The organism is Aeromonas sp. 5HA1, from assembly GCF_029237245.1.
In the GTDB taxonomy this organism is placed as follows: Bacteria; Pseudomonadota; Gammaproteobacteria; order Enterobacterales; family Aeromonadaceae; genus Aeromonas; species Aeromonas salmonicida.
On the sequence record NZ_JAACFW010000026.1, the window covers coordinates 1 to 22,319 of the forward strand.

22 protein-coding genes and 1 pseudogene are annotated in these 22,319 nt (G+C 58.5%); 13 read left to right on the forward strand and 10 right to left on the reverse strand.

Features of this window, described 5'->3' with window-relative positions; genetic code table 11:
• Positions 1–330: 330 nt before the first annotated feature.
• From hemG to pepQ, 4 genes are read right to left on the reverse strand one after another with little or no spacing between them, the layout of a single operon-like run.
• The gene (gene hemG, locus GWQ27_RS19035; RefSeq protein ID WP_181455374.1) at positions 331–855 is read right to left on the reverse strand and encodes a menaquinone-dependent protoporphyrinogen IX dehydrogenase; all 525 of its coding nucleotides are present in this window, start codon (positions 853–855) and stop codon (positions 331–333) included.
• A 7-nt stretch (positions 856–862) separates the two neighbouring features.
• The gene (locus GWQ27_RS19040; protein ID WP_159167327.1) at positions 863–2,320 is read right to left on the reverse strand and encodes a TrkH family potassium uptake protein; all 1,458 of its coding nucleotides are present in this window, start codon (positions 2,318–2,320) and stop codon (positions 863–865) included.
• Between the two features lie 36 nt (positions 2,321–2,356).
• Positions 2,357–2,974 carry a YigZ family protein gene (locus tag GWQ27_RS19045; protein ID WP_275908070.1) on the reverse strand — a complete coding sequence of 206 codons (618 nt, stop codon included), beginning with the start codon at positions 2,972–2,974 and terminating at the stop codon, positions 2,357–2,359.
• Positions 2,974–4,296 (reverse strand): Xaa-Pro dipeptidase, encoded by a 1,323-nt coding sequence (gene pepQ / locus GWQ27_RS19050; RefSeq protein ID WP_275908071.1) that lies wholly within the window; start codon positions 4,294–4,296, stop codon positions 2,974–2,976. Before pepQ ends, GWQ27_RS19045 begins: the two co-directional genes overlap by 1 nt.
• 190 nt (positions 4,297–4,486) lie before the next feature.
• Here pepQ and GWQ27_RS19055 point away from each other — a divergent pair, with 190 nt between their 5' ends.
• The 7 genes from GWQ27_RS19055 (at position 4,487) to GWQ27_RS19085 (ending at position 13,838) form a co-directional block, all read left to right on the forward strand.
• Positions 4,487–6,424 (forward strand): acetoacetate--CoA ligase, encoded by a 1,938-nt coding sequence (locus tag GWQ27_RS19055; protein WP_275908072.1) that lies wholly within the window; start codon positions 4,487–4,489, stop codon positions 6,422–6,424.
• 202 nt (positions 6,425–6,626) lie between these two features.
• Positions 6,627–8,774 (forward strand): fatty acid oxidation complex subunit alpha FadB, encoded by a 2,148-nt coding sequence (gene fadB, locus GWQ27_RS19060; protein WP_275908073.1) that lies wholly within the window; start codon positions 6,627–6,629, stop codon positions 8,772–8,774.
• On the forward strand, positions 8,775–9,959 hold the full coding sequence (fadA, locus tag GWQ27_RS19065; RefSeq protein WP_198519299.1) for an acetyl-CoA C-acyltransferase FadA: 1,185 nt from the start codon (positions 8,775–8,777) through the stop codon (positions 9,957–9,959). It abuts the gene before it with no gap.
• A 285-nt stretch (positions 9,960–10,244) separates the two neighbouring features.
• On the forward strand, positions 10,245–10,967 hold the full coding sequence (locus tag GWQ27_RS19070; RefSeq protein WP_005320571.1) for a response regulator transcription factor: 723 nt from the start codon (positions 10,245–10,247) through the stop codon (positions 10,965–10,967).
• 51 nt (positions 10,968–11,018) lie between these two features.
• On the forward strand, positions 11,019–12,464 hold the full coding sequence (locus GWQ27_RS19075; protein WP_021140662.1) for an ATP-binding protein: 1,446 nt from the start codon (positions 11,019–11,021) through the stop codon (positions 12,462–12,464).
• A gap of 4 nt (positions 12,465–12,468) precedes the next feature.
• Entirely contained in the window at positions 12,469–12,603 is a 135-nt protein-coding gene (locus GWQ27_RS19080) for a hypothetical protein (RefSeq protein ID WP_272947615.1), read from the forward strand.
• On the forward strand, positions 12,600–13,838 hold the full coding sequence (locus tag GWQ27_RS19085; RefSeq protein ID WP_096117895.1) for an ABC transporter substrate-binding protein: 1,239 nt from the start codon (positions 12,600–12,602) through the stop codon (positions 13,836–13,838). Before GWQ27_RS19080 ends, GWQ27_RS19085 begins: the two co-directional genes overlap by 4 nt.
• A 74-nt stretch (positions 13,839–13,912) precedes the next feature.
• On the opposite strand, the gene GWQ27_RS19090 is transcribed toward GWQ27_RS19085, so the two are convergent.
• Both GWQ27_RS19090 and GWQ27_RS19095 read right to left on the reverse strand, forming a co-directional pair.
• The gene (locus GWQ27_RS19090; protein WP_021140660.1) at positions 13,913–14,104 is read right to left on the reverse strand and encodes a hypothetical protein; all 192 of its coding nucleotides are present in this window, start codon (positions 14,102–14,104) and stop codon (positions 13,913–13,915) included.
• A gap of 104 nt (positions 14,105–14,208) precedes the next feature.
• Positions 14,209–14,412 (reverse strand): hypothetical protein, encoded by a 204-nt coding sequence (locus tag GWQ27_RS19095; RefSeq protein WP_275908104.1) that lies wholly within the window; start codon positions 14,410–14,412, stop codon positions 14,209–14,211.
• Between GWQ27_RS19095 and tusA the strand changes: the two genes are divergently transcribed.
• The 3 genes and pseudogenes from tusA to GWQ27_RS22275 form a co-directional block, all read left to right on the forward strand.
• The gene (gene tusA, locus GWQ27_RS19100) at positions 14,393–14,638 is read left to right on the forward strand and encodes a sulfurtransferase TusA (RefSeq protein ID WP_058395855.1); all 246 of its coding nucleotides are present in this window, start codon (positions 14,393–14,395) and stop codon (positions 14,636–14,638) included. The genes GWQ27_RS19095 and tusA overlap by 20 nt on opposite strands.
• A gap of 19 nt (positions 14,639–14,657) precedes the next feature.
• Complete coding sequence (locus GWQ27_RS19105; protein ID WP_111589754.1) at positions 14,658–15,005, forward strand: RidA family protein; 348 nt, start codon at positions 14,658–14,660, stop codon at positions 15,003–15,005.
• Positions 15,006–15,033: 28 nt separating this feature from the next.
• Positions 15,034–15,123, forward strand: a pseudogene (locus GWQ27_RS22275) (endoribonuclease L-PSP); the annotation flags it as partial.
• Between the two features lie 73 nt (positions 15,124–15,196).
• Here the strand turns inward: GWQ27_RS22275 and GWQ27_RS19110 are convergent.
• Positions 15,197–15,853, reverse strand: a complete 657-nt coding sequence (locus tag GWQ27_RS19110) for an OmpA family lipoprotein (protein WP_042468577.1) — start codon at positions 15,851–15,853, stop codon at positions 15,197–15,199.
• 255 nt (positions 15,854–16,108) lie between these two features.
• Complete coding sequence (locus GWQ27_RS19115; protein WP_111589755.1) at positions 16,109–16,681, reverse strand: DNA-3-methyladenine glycosylase I; 573 nt, start codon at positions 16,679–16,681, stop codon at positions 16,109–16,111.
• Positions 16,682–16,902: 221 nt separating this feature from the next.
• Here GWQ27_RS19115 and glyQ point away from each other — a divergent pair, with 221 nt between their 5' ends.
• Entirely contained in the window at positions 16,903–17,826 is a 924-nt protein-coding gene (glyQ, locus tag GWQ27_RS19120) for a glycine--tRNA ligase subunit alpha (protein ID WP_005320598.1), read from the forward strand.
• 9 nt (positions 17,827–17,835) lie between these two features.
• The gene (gene glyS, locus GWQ27_RS19125) at positions 17,836–19,905 is read left to right on the forward strand and encodes a glycine--tRNA ligase subunit beta (RefSeq protein ID WP_275908074.1); all 2,070 of its coding nucleotides are present in this window, start codon (positions 17,836–17,838) and stop codon (positions 19,903–19,905) included.
• A gap of 114 nt (positions 19,906–20,019) precedes the next feature.
• Here the strand turns inward: glyS and GWQ27_RS19130 are convergent, their stop codons facing one another.
• Positions 20,020–20,640: a DUF4019 domain-containing protein gene (locus tag GWQ27_RS19130; protein ID WP_275908075.1), complete on the reverse strand. Its 621-nt coding sequence runs from the start codon at positions 20,638–20,640 to the stop codon at positions 20,020–20,022.
• Positions 20,641–21,018: 378 nt separating this feature from the next.
• On the opposite strand from GWQ27_RS19130, the gene GWQ27_RS19135 reads away from it, so the two are divergent.
• On the forward strand, positions 21,019–21,450 hold the full coding sequence (locus GWQ27_RS19135) for a hypothetical protein (RefSeq protein WP_275908076.1): 432 nt from the start codon (positions 21,019–21,021) through the stop codon (positions 21,448–21,450).
• Positions 21,451–21,546: 96 nt separating this feature from the next.
• Here the strand turns inward: GWQ27_RS19135 and GWQ27_RS19140 are convergent, their stop codons facing one another.
• Positions 21,547–22,053 carry an AAA family ATPase gene (locus GWQ27_RS19140; protein WP_275908077.1) on the reverse strand — a complete coding sequence of 169 codons (507 nt, stop codon included), beginning with the start codon at positions 22,051–22,053 and terminating at the stop codon, positions 21,547–21,549.
• Positions 22,054–22,319 lie beyond the last annotated feature (266 nt).

Below are 22,319 nucleotides of genomic sequence, written 5' to 3' on the forward strand. Positions count from 1 at the left end.
GCCCACACAGATTGCTTGATTCAAATTGTTAAAGAGCGTCACGCTTGTCGCGTTGAGGAGGCGCATATTACGCTCCTCACTTCAAAAGTCAAGCGGTTGTTTTCGCTTTTCTTTCGGCGCCGGCTTCACAAGGAAGCTGGCTCATCAGGTTGGCGTGTTCCGCCGTACTGGTAGGGGCGCATTATAGGGAGCCGCGCCAGGATGACAAGAGCAAAACCGCAAAAAATGGCACTTTCTGCGGTTTTGCGGTTCAACCGTTGTTTTATTAAACAAAAGCCCCGCATCAGCGGGGCTCCTTCGGGCAATAAACCCTGTATTCACATCAGGTTGCTATCTTTTTGACCAGAATTCCCGGGCAAAACTGCGCACCTTTTCCCAATCAGTAAACTCGAGATCCTTGCTGGTATCCGTGCTACCACCTGTCATCTTCATGATCAGCTGAATGATGCGGGTCTGCCACCAGTTATAGCGGGAATACTGAAGCGCACCGGCAAACACTCCCAAGGTCTTGGGTTTCCAGGGAGAGAGGCGCAGGAACTTCTTCATATAGGCATTGGTCTGCGGCGTTTGTTTCTCCGGCTTGCGCGCGGTCAGATTGACGCAGAAGAAGGCCGCGTTGGCCACCTCCAGCTGCTCCTGATGAGCGTGGATAAAGCTGAGCAAGCTGGGATGAAAATTACCATAACGGATAGATGCGCCGATCAGCACCTTCTTGTACTTGCTGAGGTTGCACATGGGCAGGGCATGCAGATCATGCATCACCACCTCGCATCCCGGCATCTCCTCCAGCATGACATCTATGATTTTGCGGGTTTGGCCGTCCCGAGAGGAATAAAGCACCAGAATCTTGTCCATAACAACCTCAACTACGCCAGAATGCGGGGGTAAACAGTACCAGAAGCGTGAAAATTTCCAATCGACCAAACAACATGGCCAGGATCAGTATCCATTTTGCTGCGGCGCTGGTACCGGCAAAGTTGGAGGCCACATCCCCCAAACCCGGTCCCACGTTGGTCAACGTCGCCGCCACAGCAGAGAAAGCAGTCACCTCATTCATCCCGGTGGCGATCAGTGCCAGCATGAACAGCACAAACAGAATAATGTAAGTGGCGAAGAAACCCCATACTGCCTCGACGATGCGGTCCGACACCGCCTTGCGGCCCAGCTTGAGGGTATAGACGGCGCGCGGATGCACCAGCCGCTTCAACTCCCGCACCCCCTGCATGAACAGGATCATGAAACGCATCACCTTGATGCCCCCTCCGGTACTGCCGGCGCAGCAACCAATAAAGGAAGAGAACATCAGCATCATGGGCAGGATAGAGGGCCAATCCGCATAACTGGTGGTACTGTAACCCGTGGTAGTGCCGAGCGATACCGATTGAAACAGGGCGTGGTTGAGGGTCTCCTGCCAATGTTCATAGTGGTTGTGATGCAGCAGCACGACCGCGCAGAACAAAAACAGGAACAGCTGGATACCGAGGAACACTTTTACTTCAGGATCGCGCAGATAGCTCAGCAGACGCACCGGCGTATGGGTAAACACCATGAAATGCAGGCCGAAGTTGATGCTGCCGATCAGCAGGAAGCACACTGTGATGAGGTTTATCGCCGGACTGTTAAAGAAGCCGATACTGTCGTCGTGGGTGGAGAAACCGCCGATGGAGAGGCTGGAAAAGGAGTGGCAGATAGCGTCAAACAGCGACATCCCCGCCAGCCAGTAAGCAAGGGCGCAGAGCATGGTCAGCAAGAGATAGATGAACCAGAGCGCCTTGGCAGTCTCGGCAATGCGTGGCGTCACCTTGGTATCCTTGACCGGCCCCGGGATCTCGGCACGGTAAAGCTGCATGCCGCCGATGCCGAGCAGCGGCAAGATGGCGACCGCCAGCACTATGATCCCCATCCCCCCCAGCCACTGCAGCAACTGACGATAGAACAGGAAGGCCTTGGGCAGGTTATCCAGCCCGGTCAGCACGGTTGCTCCCGTGGTGGTCAGGCCGGAGAACGATTCGAAAAAGGCCTCCGAGACCGACATACCGGGGACGTCGCCGATAATGAACGGGACGGCGCCCACACTGCCCAGCACAGTCCAGAACAAGACGACGATGAGGAAGCCCTCTTTCGATCTGAGTTCCTTCTTGTGATGGCGGTTGGGGAACCAGAGCAGCACGCCAAGCAGAAGCGCGATAAAAAAGGAGCTGACGAACTCGGCACCACCACCATCCCGATAACCAAACGCAACCATGGCGGGCAACAACATGGTCGAGCTGAACAGCGCAACCAGCAGGCCAACGATGCGAATAATGCTCAGAATGTGCATTCCGGCTCCCTCTTCAGGCTAAAAGAGCGATGGATTCTAGCCATCTAAGGAGCGAAGGGATACCCGTCCATGGGTTCGGTCGGTCAATTCCCGATCAACCTGGGCCCAAACAGAGGATTCCCACGCGACCTGCAAAGTGACGCGAGCACCATAATCGGCATCCAGTACCTGACCGTGATGGCTGCTGAGCAGCGCCTCTACCGCGCCCATGTCGGTGTAATCACACTGGATAAGAGAAGGGGTTTGCTGATGCCTGATCTGAGTCTCGAGTCGCTTGAGGGCTGCACCGACACCGCCACCATAGGCCTTGACCAGACCGCCGGTACCCAGCAGCACGCCACCGTAGTAGCGCACAACAACGGCGGCTATCTCACCCAGTCCGGATCCCATCAGCTGTGCCAACATAGGCTTGCCAGCAGTCCCCGAAGGCTCGCCATCATCGCTGAAGCCGTAAACCTGACTATCTTGCGGCGCCCCGGCAACAAAAGCCCAGCAGTGATGCCGGGCCCCGGGGTGCAACTGCTTTATCTCGTTTACCCACGCCTTGGCCACCTCGACCGTCGGTGTATGGGCAATAAACGTGATGAAGCGGCTCTTCTTGATCTCTTCACTGAGCTCCAGCGGCACGGCAGGGATGGAATAGCCAGCCGCCATCAGAGACCCGCTTGTCTCGTCATATTCTCCACCCCGTTGGCATGCAACACTATGTTGTCCTCGATACGGATGCCGCCGAACGGACGCAGCGCTTCCACCTTGTTCCAGTTGACCCGTTTGCCCTGCTCACTCTGACGCAGTGGCTCCAGCAGACTATCGATGAAGTAGAGACCCGGCTCTATGGTGAACACCTGGCCCACCTCCATCACCCGGGTGCAACGCAGGTAGGGGAACTGTTCGGGAGCAGACAGGTGCGTACCGCGCTCATCCTGCATGAAACCACCCGCGTCGTGAACTTGCAGGCCAAGGAAGTGACCCAGGCCGTGGGGGAAGAAGACATTGGTCACGCCGGTGTGGATCATCTCATCCACTGACATGTCAACCAACTCCACGGACTGCAGCAGTCGCGCCAGCTTGTGGTGCATCTGCAGATGCAGCTCGCTGTAGCGCCGCCCCGGCTTTATCTCCTCGATAATCTCCTGCTGTTGTGAGTCCAGCGTCGCAATCAGATCGGCAAACTCGCCCCTGCGCCAGGCCCAGGTGCGGGTAATGTCGGCGGCATAACCGTGAAAGTCCACCCCTGCATCGATGAGGAAGGAGTAACGTTCCGCATCCGGCACCCGCAAGGCAGACAAGTGGGTGTAGTGGAGGATGGCCGCATTGCGGTTGATGGCAACGATATTGCCGTAAGGCGCGTCATTGGCCCCTTGGCCAACGGCTTTCATATAAGCCAGGTTGATCTCGAACTCGCTCGCCCCCGCCATGAAGGAGTCCTTGGCAGCGATGTGGCCACGCACACCGATGCGATTCGCTTCGCGCAGGCACTCCAGCTCATAGGGCGTCTTGTAGGCGCGGTGATAGTGCAGATAGTTGAGCACGGCTTCCGGGTTGGGCTGACCCAGCCCCAGCAGCTCGGCCACTTCCAGATGACCGCCCAGATAAGCCCACTCCTGCTTGCTGGCAGGCAGATGATCGGCGATCTGCTCCGGCCTCGTCAGGAAGCGGATGTCGAAGAAGTCGACCCAGAAGGCATTGGGCAGCTCTGCCACCTTGTGCCAGAAATCCACCGGCCGGTAGAACAGCAACACCGGCTTGCTTACACCATCCACCAGCAACCAACAGTGGGGATTGTCCAGTACCGGCAACCAGGCCTTGAAGTGCGGATTCACCTTGAAGGGGTAATCCTGGTCGTCGAGGAAGATGCGGTGGGTCTGGCCGGAGTGGATGGCCAGGCCGCTGAGCCCCTGCTGTTGCAGTATGTCGCGGGTGCGATGCTGCAAGGTATCGAGGTGCTGGGCAAAAAGTTGGCTGTAGCTGCTCATGGCGTCCTGCTCCGGGAGAAATGTGATTTCAGCATAACATCAAGCGAATCAAGGCTCGAACCGTCAAGCTATCGCTTCGTGAGGTAACGCATACGTTACAAAGCTTTTGTTATGAAACAAAAACCAATCATTAACAAATAAAAAACAATTCAATACACTGCCGGTAGATACATGCAGTCAGGGACTACTCATGCACAATCTTTGCCTGTGGCAACCGGATCAGGACAGGATTCAACAATCCAATCTCCAGCAGTTTATGGGCGAGGTCAACCGCTTCCACGGCCTGCAACTGCACAGCTATGCCCAGCTCTATCAGTGGTCGGTGGAAAAGACCACTCGCTTCTGGCCTCTGGTGTGGCAGCACTGCGGTGTCAAAGGGGAACTCGGCGACATAGTGGCAGAGAACCGCCAGGATATGCAGCACACACGCTGGTTTCCCGATAGCCGACTCAACTTCGCCGAAAACCTGCTGCGCCGCCAGGATGAGAGTCCGGCCATTATCTCCCGCATCGAAGGCAGCCCAAGCCGCACCCTGAGCTGGCGTGAACTGGCGGATCAGGTGGCCAGACTGACCCAGTGGCTGCGCAGCCAGGGGATAGGTCGGGGCGACGTGGTCGCCGCCTACCTGCCCAATATCCCGGAAACCGTGGTGGCCATGCTGGCAACCACCAGCCTGGGCGCTATCTGGACCTCCACCAGCCCCGACTTTGGCGAGGCCAGCGTGGTGGAGCGCTTCGGCCAGACCCGGCCCAGGGTGCTGTTTGCGGTAGACGGCTATCGCTACAACGGCAAGGCCATCGACATCCAGGCCAAAGTGGCCGGCGTGGTCAGCCAGATCGACAGCATAGAGCAGGTGGTGATGATTCCCCTGCTCGGCAATCCCCTGCAACTGGGCCACGACTGGCAGCAAGTGCTGGCCAGCCAGCCGGATGCCAGTCTGCAGTTCGAGCCCATGGGCTTCAACGATCCGCTCTATATCCTTTATTCGTCCGGCACCACCGGCAAGCCAAAATGTATCGTCCACGGCATAGGCGGCACCCTGCTGCAACATCTCAAGGAGCATCAGCTGCACTGCGACATCAAGCCGGGGGAGCGGGTGTTCTACTTCACTACCTGCGGCTGGATGATGTGGAACTGGCTGGTGAGCGCACTCGCCTCCGGCGCCACTCTGGTGCTCTATGACGGCTCCCCCTTCTATCCGGACGGCAAGGTGCTGTGGGATCTGGCGCGAGACGAGAAGATTACCCTGTTCGGCACCTCGGCCAAGTACCTGGATGCCCTGCACAAGCAGGGTTATGCCCCCATCAAGACCCATGAGTTGCCACAGCTGCAGCTCATCTGCAGCACAGGCTCTGTGCTTTCACCGGAAGGGTTCGACTACGTCTATCAAGGCATCAAAAAAGATGTACAACTGAGCTCCATCTCCGGCGGCACCGACATCTGCTCCTGCTTCGTCATCGGCAATCCCATCAGCCCCGTCTATCGCGGCGAGAGCCAGGGACGCGGCCTCGGCCTCGCGGTACAGGTGTTCAACGAGGCGGGCCAGCCGGTGCAGGGGGAAAAGGGGGAACTGGTCTGCACCAAGCCCTTCCCGGCCCAACCCATCGGCTTTTGGGGGGACGAGAGCGGGGACAAGTACCACGCCGCCTACTTCGAACGATTCGACAACATCTGGTGCCACGGCGACTGGATCGAGCTGACCGACACTGGCGGCATCCTCTTCTATGGCCGCTCCGATGCCACTCTCAATCCGGGGGGCGTGCGCATCGGCACCAGCGAGATATACCGCTACGTGGAGCAGCTGGACGAGGTGGAAGAGAGCATCGTCATCGGCCAGCAGTGGCAGCAAGACGAGCGGGTGGTGCTGTTCGTCAAGCTCAAGCCTGGTCTCAAGCTGGACGAAGCACTGCGCGAGCGCATCCGCCAGCAGGTGCGCCAGCACTGCACCGCCCGCCACGTGCCGGCCCGCATCCTGCAGGTGGACGCCATTCCGCGCACCAAGTCCGGCAAGATAGTGGAGCTGGCGGTGCGGGAAGTGGTGCACAACCGGCCCGTCAACAACACCCACGCTCTCGCCGATCCCGATGTGCTGAGCCAGTATCGGGATCGGCCTGAACTAGCCAGCTGACAAGGTTCAAGATTAATAAAGGCGTCATCAGACGCCTTTATTTTGACTGTTAACCTGAGGCGAGCTTTTACTCGAAACCTGTTAAACAAATGTTTTAAATAGGTGTTGAAATTGTCTTCTTTTGGATCAATAGTGAGCCTCGCCCCCTGCTGGGGATAAAGGAGCAACACCCCCCACCGAGTGGGAACAAGGAGACACTCTCATGATCTACCAAGGCGAAACCCTGTCGGTCAGCTACCTCGAAAACGGCATTGCCGAACTGAGGTTTGATGCCCCGGGTTCAGTCAACAAGCTGGATCGCGCTACCCTGCTCTCACTGAGCGAAGCGATCGCCGCATTAAAACAAGAACGTGAACTAAAAGGTCTGATCCTCACCTCCGGCAAAGACGCCTTTATCGTCGGTGCCGACATTACCGAATTCCTGGAACTGTTCGATCTGCCGCAAGAAGATCTGCTCGGCTGGCTGAAAAAGGCCAACGACATCTTCAGCGCCATCGAAGATCTGCCGGTACCGACCCTCTCTGCCATCAAGGGCCACGCCCTGGGCGGCGGCTGCGAGACCATACTCTCCACCGATTTTCGTCTGGCCGACACCAGCGCCAAGATTGGCCTGCCCGAGACCAAACTCGGCATCATGCCAGGCTTTGGCGGCACTGTTCGTTTGCCGCGCCTCATCGGTGCCGACAACGCGCTGGAGTGGATCACCACAGGCAAGGATTACCGTGCCGATGATGCCCTCAAGGTGGGTGCCGTCGATGCCGTGGTCGCGCCTGAGGCGCTGCACAGCGCCGCCGTACAGATGATGAAAGATGCCATCGCGGGCAAGCTGAACTGGCAGAGTCGCCGCGCCGCCAAGAAGGCCCCGCTGCGTCTCTCCAAGCTGGAAGCCATGATGAGCTTCAGCACCGCCGCCGGCATGGTTGCCGCCGTGGCGGGCAAGCACTATCCGGCCCCCATGACGGCGGTGAAAACCGTCGAAGCCGCCGCCGGCATGAGCCGTGACGAAGCCTTGGTGGTCGAGGCACAAGGCTTTATCAAGCTGGCCAAGACTGACGTCGCCAAGGCGCTGGTCGGCATCTTCCTGAACGATCAGCACATCAAGGCGCTGGCCAAGAAGGCCGCCAAGCAGGCTGCTAAGGCCACTAGCCACGCCGCCGTGCTGGGCTCCGGCATCATGGGTGGCGGCATCGCCTACCAGTCTGCCAGCAAGGGCATTCCGGCTGTGATGAAGGACATCAACGAGAAAGCGCTGGCGCTGGGCATGGGTGAAGCCACCAAGCTGCTCAACGGCCAGCTCGAGAAGGGCCGCATCGATGGCATCAAGATGGGCCAGGTGCTCTCCGCCATTACCCCGACCCTGAGCTATGACAACGTCAAGCACGTGGATCTGGTGGTCGAAGCCGTGGTCGAGAATCCCAAGGTGAAGGCAGCCGTGCTGGGCGAAGTGGAAGGGATCATTGGCGAAGACGCCGTGCTCGCCAGCAACACCTCCACCATTCCCATCTCCCTGCTGGCCAAGGGACTGAAGCGCCCGCAAAACTTCTGCGGCATGCACTTCTTCAACCCTGTGCACCGCATGCCTCTGGTGGAGATCATCCGCGGCGAGCAGACCTCCGATGAAACCATCAACCGCGTGGTGGCCTACGCCGCCGCCATGGGCAAGTCGCCGGTGGTGGTCAACGACTGCCCGGGCTTCTTCGTCAACCGCGTGCTCTTCCCCTACTTCTTCGGCTTCAACAAGCTGGTCGCCGATGGCGCCGACTTTGCCGCCGTCGACAAGGTGATGGAGAAGGAGTTTGGCTGGCCCATGGGCCCCGCCTACCTGCTGGACGTGGTCGGCATCGACACAGGTCACCATGCCGGTGACGTTATGGCGCAGGGCTTCCCGGCGCGCATGAGCAAGGAAGGCCGTACCGCCATCGATGTGATGTACGACGCCAGCCGCTTCGGTCAGAAGAATGGCAAGGGCTTCTACGCCTACGAGCAGGACAAGAAGGGCAAGCCGAAGAAGGTGGCCGATGTGGCCGCTTACGAGCTGCTGGCCCCCATTGCCAAGCCGAAACAGGATTTCGACAAGGAAGCCATCATAGCCCGCATGATGATCCCCATGATCAACGAGGTGGTGCTCTGCCTGGAAGAGGCCATAGTCGCCACGCCGGCCGAGGCCGACATCGCACTGGTCTATGGTCTGGGCTTCCCTCCCTTCCGTGGTGGCGTGTTCCGCTATCTGGACACCATAGGTCTGGATCGTTACGTGGCCATGGCCGACCAGTATGCCGACTTGGGCCCGCTCTACCGTGTCAGCGACCGCTTGCGCGAGATGGCTGCCCAGGGCAAAACCTTCTACTGATTGCGGAAAGGAGATCCATTCATGAAAGACGTAGTCATTGTCGACTGTATCCGGACCCCCATGGGCCGGTCCAAGGGCGGCGCCTTCCGCAACGTGCGTGCAGAAGATCTGTCCGCGCACCTGATGAGCTCCATCCTGCTGCGCAACCCCAACCTCGACCCGAACGAGATCGAGGACATCTACTGGGGCTGCGTGCAGCAGACCCTGGAACAGGGCTTCAACATAGCCCGCAACGCTGCCCTGCTGGCGGGGATCCCCAAGCAGGTAGGTGCTGTCACCGTCAACCGGCTGTGTGGCTCCTCCATGCAGGCGCTGCATGATGCTTCCCGCGCCATCCAGGTCGGTGATGGGGACATCTTCATCATCGGCGGCGTCGAGCACATGGGCCATGTGCCCATGAGCCACGGGGTCGACTTCCACCCCGGCATGGCCAAGTCGGTGGCCAAGGCATCCGGCATGATGGGGCTGACCGCCGAGATGCTGGGCAAGCTGCACGGCATCAGCCGCCAGCAGCAGGACGAGTTTGCCGCCCGCTCCCACCGCCGCGCCTATGCCGCGACCGTGGAAGGACGCTTCGCCAGAGAGATCGTTGGTCTGGAAGGGCATGACGCCAGCGGCGCCCGCTTCTTCTACGACTACGACGAGGTGATCCGCCCGGAGACCACGGTCGAAACCCTGAGCCAGCTGCGCCCTGTGTTCGACCCGGTCAACGGCACAGTGACCGCCGGCACCTCCTCGGCCCTGTCCGACGGCGCCTCAGCCATGCTGGTGATGAGCGCGGATCGTGCCAAGGCGCTGGGGTTGACCCCGCGCGTCAGAGTACGCTCCATGGCAGTGGCCGGTTGCGATGCCGCCATCATGGGTTATGGCCCTGTGCCTGCTACCCAGAAGGCGCTCAAGCGTGCCGGTCTGACCATAGGCGACATCGATCTGGTCGAGCTGAACGAGGCATTCGCCGCCCAGTCACTGCCTTGCGTCAAGGATCTGGGACTGCTGGACGTGGCGGAAGAGAAGGTCAACCTGAACGGTGGTGCCATCGCTCTGGGTCACCCGCTGGGATGCTCCGGCTCCCGCATCTCCACCACACTGATCCATCTGATGGAGGAGAAGGACGCCAATCTGGGTCTTGCCACCATGTGTATTGGTCTGGGCCAGGGCATAGCCACAGTGTTCGAACGGGTGTGATGTCAACGGCTCGCCCTCACTGCGACAGTGAGGGCGAGCCAGAATTGTCTTTTTGGGGTCGGCCTTGCCGGCCCGTCATCGAGTCTGTCGAGATCGCCACACGGGGTGATCTCCTGTCGTCGGAATCTGCGTGTTGGCCGCCCCGTTTGGGTCGGCCTTTTTTATTTAGAGAGCGCTATATGGGAGGATATTGCCCATAACCTCACATTAGATGGGGGGCTTGCTTGCTTTTTGCTCCCCCGACAGGTTCAATCTGCACAAAAAAATGGGTGGATGCACATACATATGTCAACGAGCAAACAACTGCTGATCGTCGACGACGACCAAGAGATCCGCGAGCTGCTCAATGAATACCTGACCAGGGCCGGTTTCCAGGTATTGACGGCGGCGGAAGGCAACGAGATGCGCCAGCAGCTCGCCCTGCACAGCCCGGACCTGATTATTCTCGATATCATGATGCCCGGCGACGACGGCTTTACCCTGTGCCAACAGATCCGTCGCGACTCCCAGGTACCCATCATTATGCTGACCGCAGCCTCCGATGAGGCAGACAGGGTGATCGGCCTCGAACTCGGCGCCGACGACTACATCGCCAAGCCATTCAGCCCGCGCGAGCTGCAGGCTCGCATCAAGGCCTTGCTGCGCCGCGCCGAATTCCGCCAGCCGGAAAAAGAGAAAGAACCGAGCCGCCGCCTGCGTTTTGCCGAATGGACCCTGGATACCCTGAGCCACCAGCTGACCCACGACGATGGCAGCCTGCTGGATCTCTCCGGCAGTGACGCCCTGCTGCTCGGCATGTTCCTGCAGCAACCCGGCGTGGTGCTGGACAGGGACACCATCTCCGATGCAACGCGGGGCCGCGAGAGTCTGCCGATGGAGCGTGGCATCGACGTGCAGATCAGCCGTCTGCGCCAGAAGCTGGGTGACAACGGCAAGAGCCCGCGCATCATCAAGACCATACGCGGCAGCGGCTATATGCTGATTGCCGAAGTACACGAGATCCCGTGAAGAGTAAAAAGGTAGCAACGGCATGCTGAACGACAAAAGGCACGAGATCCCATGAGGAGTGGCTGGTTCTGGCGGGCGCTGGTCCCCCGCTCCCTGCTGTCGCGGATGCTGCTGTTGCTGCTGCTCGCCATCCTGCTCTCCCAGACCATTCTCACCGGTATCTGGATGCAGCAGATCCAGAAACGGGAGCTGGAAGGCATGCTCAGCACCACCCGCAATCTGGCGCTGTCGGCCGCCTCCACCGTCAACTTCTTCAAATCCCTGCCGCTGCAGTACCGCCATATCGCGCTGGATCAGCTGCGCAATATGGGGGGGAGCCGCTTCTTCGTGTCACTCAACGAGGAAGAGATCCACATCAGCGCCATCCCCGACAGCGAGCGCAAGACGCTGGTGCTCAAAGAGGTACAAGGGGTGCTGGTCCGCAAGCTCTCGGACGCCATGGCCATCAAGGTGGATTTCTCCCGACCCGAGGACCTGCACGTCTTCAACAACGACACCCTGCTGGCGGATCTGCCCTCCTCCTGGGCCCGCTATACCCTGTCGCTGGAACCGCTCAATCCGCCCGTGCTGGTGACCCAGATAGAGATAGAGCCGGGTGAATGGCTCTATCTGGCGGCCCTGCTGCCCGCCCCCTACATGACCCTCGACGATACAGTGATGCCGAGCAACCAGGTGCGTTTCATCGCCCTGATGACGGTGTTTCTCTGCTTCTTCACCTTCCTGCTGGTGCGCTGGCAGACCCGCCCGCTGCGTAGGCTCGCCAAGGCGGCGGTCAACCTGGGCAAGGATATAGACCAGCCATCCCTCAAAGAGGAAGGGGCATCGGAAATCGTGGCGGCGACCCGCGCCTTCAACATCATGCAGCACCGCATCCGCCGTTATATCGATGATAGAGAACGACTGTTCAGCTCCATTTCCCACGATCTCAAGACCCCTATCACCCGGCTGCGGCTGAGAGTCGAACTGCTCGACGACGAGGTGCAGATCGGCAAGTTCAACAAGGATCTGGACGAGCTGGAGCTGATGGTCAAGGGGGCGCTGCAGACGGTGAAAGACACCGACATCCACGAGAACATAGAGCAACTGGACATAGACGCCATGCTGGAGCAGATGGCCGAGTCCATGAACCTGCATGACGAACGGCTGACCATAGAGGGCCACTGCAAGCAGCTCTACCGTGGCAAGCCGCTGGCGCTCAAGCGCTGCATCGGCAACCTTGTGGACAACGGCATCAAGTACGGCCAGAAGGTGCGCATCATCATCATGGACGACGAGGAGATGCTGATCCTCTTTATCATGGATGAGGGCCCAGGCCTGCCGGACGATCAGTTCGAGCGCATCTTCGAGCCCTACTACCGGCTCAGCACGGATCTGGCCGGTACCGGCCTTGGTCTGGGCATAGCCCGCAACATAGCCCACGCCCACGGCGGCGATCTGGTGCTGGAAAATCGCCCGCAGGGCGGCCTGCAGGCCACCCTCTCCCTACCAAGGCAGTAACCTTATGAAGTGGTTATCTTTTTCTGTCATCGCCCTGATCTCTTCGCCCATTGCCGCCTCCCAGCGTGTCGGGGTGCTGCACGGGTGGCGTGCGGTCGGCACCGACCACTCTCCTTCACTCAAGGCTGTCACAGTATGAAGTTGTTCCCGTTTGCCATTGTCGCCCTGCTCTCCCTGCCTGTAGGCGCCTCCCAGGTGGAGGTGCTGCACTGGTGGACTTCCGGTGGCGAGGCCAAGGCGGTGGAGGTGCTCAAGTCCGAGTGGACCGAGCAGGGCAACCAGTGGAACGATTTCGCTGTGCAGGGCGGCGGTGGCAAGAGCGCCATGACGGTACTCAAGAGCCGGGCGCTGGCGGCCAACCCGCCGGAAGCGGCACACCTCAAGGGCTACGAGTTGCGGGAGTGGGCCGGACTAGGCTTTCTGCGCGACCTCACCCCCATGGCCGAACACCTCGGCTGGTATCCGCAGCTACCGGCCATGGTGCGCGAAACCCTCAGCCAGAATGGTGCCCTGATGGCGGTGCCAACCGGTATTCACCGCGTCAACTGGCTCTGGCTCAACCGCAAGGTTTTCGACAAGCTGGAGCTGACCCCGCCCACCGACTGGAACCAGTTCGTGGTGGTGGCAGAGCAGCTCAAGGCACAGAACATCACACCGCTCGCCATCGGCAACGAACCCTGGCAGCTGGCGGTGCTGTTCGAAACGGTGGCGCTGGGGGAGGGAGGCAAGGATTTCTATCGCAAGGCCTTCGTCGAACTGGACGGCGCGACCCTGACCGGCCCCGACATGGTACGGGTGCTGACCCGCTTCCAGCAGTTGCGCGCCTACGTACCCAAGAGCTTCGTCGGTTTGAAGTGGCATCAAGCTACCACCCAGCTGGAAACCGGCGAAGCCGCCATGCAGCTGATGGGGGACTGGGTGAAGGGGGAGCTGAGCGTGAGCAACTACAGGCCAGGGGAAGACATAGAGTGTCTGCCCAGCCCGGGCAGCGACGGTCTGTTCAGCTATAACCTGGACTCTATCGCCATGTTCAAGCAGCGGGATCCCGCCCAGTTGCAGGCACAGGGTGAACTGGCCCAGCTGCTGATGACGCCGAAATTCCAGCAGGAGTTCAACCGGGTGAAGGGCTCAATCCCCGCCCTCACCAAGCCGGACATGAGCAAGTTCGATCGCTGCGCCCTGCGCTCCTATCAGGATTTCCTGCTGGCGGAGCGAGAGGGCAATCTGCTGCCCAGCATGGCGGAAGGGATGGCAACGCCGACCAACATGCGCCAGGCGATCATGGATGTGCTGAGCAACTTCTTCAACGATCCCAATGCCAATCCGCAGCAGACGGCGTTGCATCTGGAGCGGGCCATGCGCTCGACCCGCTAGTCCCTTTCTCGACAGCCAGAAACGACAAAGGCGGATGGTGATCCGCCTTTGTCGTTGTGGGAGAAATCCGGGAGCTAAGTGTTGTCGTTTTCGTCCTCATCTTCGTCGTAGTAATCGCTGAGCTCGATCCAGAGCCCCAACCCTATCATCACCATGGCACCGAACCAGGTGCCGGTATTACCGATCGGGCTGCCCATCACTATCATGGCGAAAGCCAAGAACCCCATGCCTGCGTAGGCTTGCAATCTGCCGTAGGAGACCTGCATATTCACACCTCCTTGTTGAATATGATTCAATTTTTATATTACTCATAAGGCGAGATGTGGGTAGGGCCAGATCACACTTTGGTTACATATGCTGCATTCAGGCCTCATTGTTTGATTATTTTTTCGCCTTGAGTATCATTGGCAGCTGAATAGGTTGAAGGTTGATTATTGATGAGTGCTTTATTCTGCGACGCAACCCATGAGTTGGATGCAATCGGGCTTCGTTGCCCCGAACCCGTGACGATAGCGCGCAAGAAAGTGCGGTTGAAGGTTGAAGGTTGATTATTGATGACTACTTTATTCTGCAATGCGACTCATGAGTTGGACGCAATCGGGCTTCGTTGCCCGGAACCCGTAATGATGGTGCGTAAAAAAGTGCGCTTGATGGCCCAGGGCGAGACTCTGCTGGTCAGCGCCGACGATCCCTCAACCACTCGCGACATCCCCAGTTTCTGCCGCTTCATGGATCACACCCTGGTCGCCAGCGAGACAGAGCAGGCCCCCTACCGCTATCTGATCCGCAAGGGTCAATAAGCCCAGTTTCGGAGCAAACATGACAGCCATTACCCGAATCGGTACCACCCAGCGTTGGTCAGACGTGGTCATCCACAACGGCACCCTCTACGTGGTGGAAGTGCCCGCCACGGATGACGCCGACATTCACCAGCAGACCCGCGAAGTGCTGACCAGCCTGCAGCGCCTGCTGGAAACCAACGGCTCCGGGGTCGACAAGATCCTGATGGCCAACATCTATCTGAAGGACATTGCGGACATCGCCGCCTTCAACGAACAGTGGGATGCCTGGATCCCGGCGGGTACGGCGCCTGTCCGGGCCTGCGTACAGGCTCGCCTGGCCCACGAAGGCTACAAGGTGGAAATCCAGCTGACTGCGGCTGTCTAAGCCGAGCGGGATGCCTGGATCCCCTGACGCAAACACGGCACCGGTACGTGCCTGCGTACAAGCCCGCCTTGCCCACGAAGGCTACAAGGTGGAAATCCAACTGACTGCGGCCGTCTAAGTCCGCAACACCAGATAGCAAAAGGCCCCGCCATCACTGGCGGGGCCTTTTCGTTACCACAAACCGGGACGACTTAGGCGGTGGGGATCAGGGTGATGGTCACCCGGCGGTTCTGAGCCTTGCCAGCGGCAGTGCTGTTGGTGGCAACCGGCTGATCCGGGCCCACACCCTGGGTGGAGATACGGCTACCCGTTACCCCATGGCCGATCAGCTGGGCAGCTACGGCATCGGCACGCTGGGCGGAGAGCTTCATGTTCAGATCGCGAGAGCCTGTGCTGTCGGTGTGACCGACCACGTTCAGGCGGGTCTTGTCGAACTCGGCAACCACCATGGCAACGCCGGACAGGGTATTGGCACCGGCCGCTTTCAGCTGGGCGCTGGAGCTATCGAAAGTGACGTTGTTCGGCATATTGAGGATCAGCTCGTCGCCATTGCGGGTCACGCTGACACCAGTGCCCTGCAGCTTCTCGCGCAGCTTGGCTTCCTGCACGTCCATGTAGTAACCGATACCGCCACCTAGGGCGGCACCGGCGGCCACGCCAGTCAGAATCCCCTTCTTGCGATCCCCCTTGCTGGAGGAGAGCGCCCCCACGGCGGCGCCCGTCGCGGCGCCGGCCAGCGCACCCCAGGCGGCCTTGCCAGTCTGCTGTTCGCCAGTATAGGGATTGGTAGTACAGCCGGTCAGGGCAATGGTCAGTGCCAGGGCTGGCACCAGTATCTTGGCTCGCATGAAAAAACCTCTATGAATACAGTCCGGCACCATGCCGGGGGCAGGATTGTAACGCGCCATCACGCCATTGTCTGACGCAGGTCTGAACGGCTGGCGAGAGTGAGTGTTTTTTGTGCGCCAGCGGCGCTTGGCGGACCAAATTCGGCTACAAATGCAGCCGAATTTGTCACAAGGAAGAGGGTGGCCGACAGCCCCCGGCCATTCGGCCTGACCGATAGCCTATTGGCGGGAGTCTGGCACGGTCGATAAGCAGCCTCAGGCGGGCTGCTGACACTCGGCGTGGCAGGGGCAGCTGACCAGATGATCGTTCACCATCCCCACTGCCTGCATGAAGGCGTAGCAAATCGTGCTGCCGACGAAGTTGAAGCCGAGCTTCTTGAGCGCCTTGGACATGGCATCCGACTCCTTTGATGTGGCCGGAATATCGCCGTTGCCCTGCCGCTGGTTAACCATGGGGGCGCCGCCGACAAAGGCCCACAGGTAATCGGCGAAGTCGATCCCCTGCTCTTGCAACGCCAGATAGGCGCGGGCGTTTTTGATGATCGACTGCACCTTGAGGCGGTTGCGGATGATGCCGGTGTCCTGCATCAGCCGCTCCACATCCTGCTCGTCGAATCGGGCGATCAGCACGGGATCAAAATCCGCATAGGCGCGATGGTAGCTGTCGGTGCGCTTCAAGATGGTGATCCACGACAGTCCCGCCTGCTGGCCGTCGAGGCAGAGCTTGGCAAACAGCTCGCGGGCGTCATAAACCGGCCGGCCCCACTGCTTGTCATGGTATTCGATATATTCCGGGTCCTTGGTTACCCAGGCGCAGCGCAGTTCCATTCTTCATCTCCTGTTATTTTTCTCTGCCCAACTCTCTGTCCGACAAGGGGATTTCATCGGCCACATGAGGGGGCTTCCATCCCGGGCCAACCAGGCCCGGCGCAGCCCCGCCCCATGAATCCCCTACAATTTCGCCTATTATCCGACCATGCCAGACGGTATACTCCTTCGGTTCACATTCAGCAAATCTTGCTCTGATTTCACTTCGCGCGAAAAACACTATGCAAAAATTCGATGTCAAAACCTTTCAGGGCCTGATCCTGCAGCTGCAGGACTATTGGTCCCGCCAGGGCTGTACCATTATTCAGCCGCTGGACATGGAAGTGGGTGCCGGTACTTCACACCCCATGACCTGTCTGCGCGCTCTGGGCCCGGAGCCCATCGCCTGCGCCTACGTGCAACCGTCCCGCCGTCCGACCGACGGCCGCTACGGTGAAAACCCGAACCGCCTGCAGCACTATTACCAGTTCCAGGTGATCATCAAGCCGTCCCCCGACAACATTCAGGAACTCTACCTGGGCTCCCTGAAAGAGCTGGGCATGGATCCTGAAATCCACGACATCCGCTTCGTGGAAGACAACTGGGAAAACCCGACTCTGGGTGCCTGGGGTCTGGGATGGGAAGTGTGGCTGAACGGCATGGAAGTGACTCAGTTTACCTACTTTCAGCAAGTTGGCGGCCTGGAGTGCAAGCCGGTCACCGGCGAGATCACCTACGGTCTCGAGCGTCTGGCCATGTACATTCAGGGCGTAGACAGCGTCTATGACCTGGTCTGGTCCGATGGCCCACTGGGCAAGACCACCTATGGCGACGTGTTCCACCAGAACGAAGTGGAGCAGTCCACCTACAACTTCGAACACGCCGACGTGGACTTCCTGTTCCACTGCTTCGAGCAGTACGAGAAAGAGGCCCAGCACCTGCTGGCACTGGAAACGCCGCTGCCGCTGCCCGCTTACGAGCGCATTCTGAAAGCTGCCCACTCCTTCAACCTGCTGGATGCCCGCAAGGCCATCTCGGTCACCGAGCGTCAGCGCTATATATTGCGCATTCGCACCCTGACCAAGGCCGTGGCCGAGGCGTACTATGCCTCCCGCGAAGCGCTGGGTTTCCCCATGTGCAAGCGCACTGAGAACAAGCAAGGTTAAGGAACGGACATGGCACAACATACATTTCTGGTAGAGATCGGCACAGCTGAGCTGCCGCCAAAAGCCCTGCGCTCCCTGGCCGAAGCCTTTGCCGACAACTTCAAAGCTGAGCTGACCAAGGCCGACCTGGCCTTCGGCGACGTCGAGTGGTTCGCCTCACCGCGCCGTTTGGCGCTGAAGGTACACGCGCTGGCCAGCGAGCAGCCGAGCAAGAGCGTCGAGAAGCGCGGCCCGGCCGTCTCCCAGGCGTTCGATGCCGAAGGCAAGCCGACCAAGGCTGCCGAAGGCTGGGCTCGTGGCAACGGCATCACAGTTGAACAGGCCGAGCGTCTGGTCACCGACAAGGGTGAGTGGCTGGTTCACACCGCCAAGGTCGAAGGCCGTCCGGCCAAAGATCTGCTGGGCGAGCTGGTCGCTGCTGCACTGGCCAAGCTGCCCATCCCCAAGATGATGCGCTGGGGCGACAAGACCATCCAGTTCGTGCGTCCGGTGTTCACCGTGACCCTGCTGCTGGATGGGGATCTGGTGCCCGCTCACATTCTGGGTATCGACTCCGCCCGCACCATTCGCGGTCACCGCTTTATGGGCGAGCCCGAGTTCACCATCGACAACGCCAGCCAGTACCCGCAGATCCTGCTGGAAAAAGGCAAAGTGGTTGCCGACTTTATGGCGCGCAAGGCCAAGATCAAGGCTGACGCCGAAGCGGCCGCTGCCGCCTTCGGTGGCGTTGCCGATCTGGACGACGCACTGCTGGAAGAGGTCACCGCACTGGTCGAGTGGCCTGTAGTGCTAACCGCCAACTTTGAAGAGAAGTTCCTGGCCGTTCCCGCTGAAGCGCTGGTTCACACCATGAAGGGTGACCAGAAGTACTTCCCGGTCTACGACAAGAACGGCAAGCTGCTGCCGAAGTTCATCTTCGTCACCAACATAGAGTCGAAAGACCCGAGCCAGATCATCAGCGGCAACGAGAAGGTGGTTCGCCCCCGTCTCTCTGACGCCGAGTTCTTCTTCAAGACCGACCTCAAGCAAACTTTGGCCTCCCGCCTGCCGCGCCTTGAAACCGTGCTGTTCCAGCAACAGCTGGGCACAGTCAAGGCCAAGGTCGAGCGCATCGAGACCGTCGCCGGCTTTATCGCCGAGCGCATCGGCGCCAACGTGGCTCAGGCCAAGCGTGCCGGTCTGCTCTCCAAATGTGATCTGATGACCAACATGGTCGGCGAGTTCGCCAGCACCCAGGGTGTGATGGGGATGCACTACGCCCGTCACGATGGCGAAGACGAAGTGGTGGCCGTGGCCCTCAACGAGCAGTACATGCCGCGCTTTGCCGGCGATGCCCTGCCATCCGCTCTGGAAGCCTGCGCCGTGGCGCTGGCCGACAAGCTCGACACCCTGGCCGGTATCTTTGGCATCGGCATGCTGCCCAAGGGTGACAAAGATCCGTTCGCCCTGCGTCGCGCCGCCATCGGTGCCCTGCGCATCATGACCGAGAAGCAGCTGGATCTGGATCTGGTTGAACTGGTGGAAGAGGCGGTACGTGTCTACGGCGACAAGCTGACCAACCAAACCGTCGTCACCGACGTGGTCGACTTTATGCTGGGCCGCTTCCGCGCCGCCTATCAGGACGAAGGCATAGGTGCCGATGTGGTGCTGGCCGTGCTGGCCCGCCGCCCGACCCGTCCGCTGGACTTCGATCGCCGCGTCAAGGCCGTCAGCCACTTCCGCAGCCTGGATGCAGCCCTTGCCCTAGCCGCCGCCAACAAGCGCGTGAGCAACATCCTGGCCAAGGTGGAAGGCGAGCTGCCGACCGTGGTCAAGGCCGAGCTGTTGCAGGACGCCGCCGAGAAGGCGCTGGCCACTCAGGTTGCTGCCTTGCAAGCCGAACTGGCGCCGCTGTTCGCGGCCGGTGACTATCAGGCTGCCCTTACCCGTCTGGCCGCCCTGCGCGAGCCGGTCGACACCTTCTTCAACGAGGTGATGGTGATGGCCGACGACGAGGGCCTCAAGGCCAACCGTCTGGCACTGCTGAACAACCTGCGCAACCTGTTCCTGCAAGTAGCGGATATCTCCCTGCTGCAGTGATGTGGGTTGGGTTAGTGATATAAAAAACGGCGCCGTTAAGGCGCCATTTTTATAACAGGAGTTGCACTTCAGAGTTGAATCAAACCTGCTACTAAAATATAGAGATTGCCGATCCTAAACTTTCATATAGTTAACAACTTTGAATACATCTCCATCTTTAACAAGAGTAACTGTATCAGCAGCATTTATTATCTTGCTGTAAGAAGACACAAAAGTAATGTAATACAGGGTTGACATTCCATCGGGAGTTTGTCCTGGCCCCTTTTGAGCAAAGTAAAATTTCCTTGCCTTAATGTCCCCAGTTAAATTAGATGTTCTTATGGCCTGGCTTTTGAAATCATCAAATCCCATTAACTTTTTAACTTGTTTTGGTGTTCCATCATAGGCCTCTTGAAAATACTTTTTATCAATTTGATTTAGAAATTTTTCGGCTACCGTTCTAGCTGATTGTAATTCTTCGGGTGACAAGAAAACGAAATATCCTGGTTGCACCTGTTGAGCAGAGGTAGATATTTTTGATGAGGCATAGGTCCTATATATTTCAGACGAAAGACCAATAACACATAAACTGAATGAGAAAATCATAAATCGAGTTATGGCGTTAAGCATTTTATCTCGCGACTTTGTTTCGCTTTGCTCTCTATTCAGCAGACGGAATGCCAATAAAGCCAAGAGAAAACCAAGACCAATAGTTCCTATACTAAGTATGCGTGGAATATCGAGGTATTCTGTCATATTTGTCGCTCCTTGAAATAAGTTATCTGCCCAAAGCATAGTTCACCGGTATATCGTCAGCGCATAAATTATGCCGTCAGGCGTAATCGGACATTCGCGTAAGTCACTCTTCCCGCTATAACAGCTACCCGAATTTCCCTCTCCGGCGGTCTACCGCAGACTCACAGCAACAACCGGGAGTACCGCATCTCAGTCATCCGATTATACTGCGCTAATCTGACCTACGACGCCTTTGATTCTGGGATCCACATCCTTTGCTACCAATATATCCCTCATATATCTCTTTATGAGATAATAAAACATCCCTCATATGGACACTTACTAAAAACGTTAATTAACATACTATATTGAATGCTTTATTATGCATAGGAGATTAACGTGAAATATTTAGCCAGCGCACTACTACTCGTACCTAGCTTGTCATTCGCAGGGACAGCAATAATTCCAGACTTTTACACCTTGGAGCAAGTAGGTCAGACATGCATTAAGATATCAAATATTTCTGGGGAGTCTGCTCAAGTATCAGTCAGAATATATGGCAAAAATGGCGAGAATTTTAATGGTACTTTTGTTCCTTGGAACATTATCCCGAGCCTCAATACTCCATTTGTTCTAGAACCAAGAAAAACTGCTCATTTCTGCCTTCGTGATGCTCAAAAAATAACACCGGGGTATGGTGTGATTGATAGTCAACCTCTCGATGCATCTACAGGGCAAGTATTTGTGGTGGCTAGTGGATACTATGGTAGTGCGTCAAAAGACTACAGCATGGGGTTCTTGATCCCCATCAATGGAGGTCTTCCATTCTAATCGCCATAACGGCCAGCCACATTTCCCCTCCGGCTGGCCGCCGCTGACTCGCAGCAACAGCCTCTCGTTCGTCCGATTACGCTGCGCTAATCGAACCTACGATTCCTTTGCCAACGCGGCAATGATCTGCTCCACACTCTGGTCTACTGACAGGGTGGCGCTATCCAGTATCAGGCGCTCCCTGTCCCAGGGTTCATAGTCGCGGTCGAGCACAGCCTGCCAGTCCGGCAATGCAAATCCCGCAATATCGGCCGTCCGGCTCTCGACCCGTTCGCGGTGCAATTTAGGGTTGGAGCAGACCACCTCGATATCGAGACAGGGCACCCCGACCGAGAGGGCTATGTCGTGGTAAGCATCCCGAGTGAGCTGGATGGGGTTAACGGAATCCGTGATGACGGTCGAGCCGAGTTTCAGGTTCTCTCTGGCCAGCTCATAGGCAACGAAATACCCGGCGGGCCCCATCTCTTCACCCGTCCGTTCAGCGTCACGAATGGCCTGCTCTATGGTATCAATGCGTAAATAGACAGCCCCCAACCGCTGGGCCAAGACACGCGCAATCGTGCTCTTTCCGCTGCCCGGCAAACCACTGAAGATAATCAGCATCGTGTTCCCTTGTGATGAAAAGGCTTGCCGGCATTTTCCCCGCGATGGAGGCACTGAGTCCAGCGCCGGTGTGCCGGCACGCTCGCCCGATCCCCACGACACAAAGCTGACCAAAACTGGGACACCCATCTAGTTCCAGCCTTTGACAACTCACTCCCCCCTCCATGTCCTGCCGAGCCTGATCGCACCGGTCGCGCCGAGCCGTGACCGGGCGTAACATAGCTGGCTCACTCATCGCTTTTTCAGGCACGGTTCACCCCCGAAAA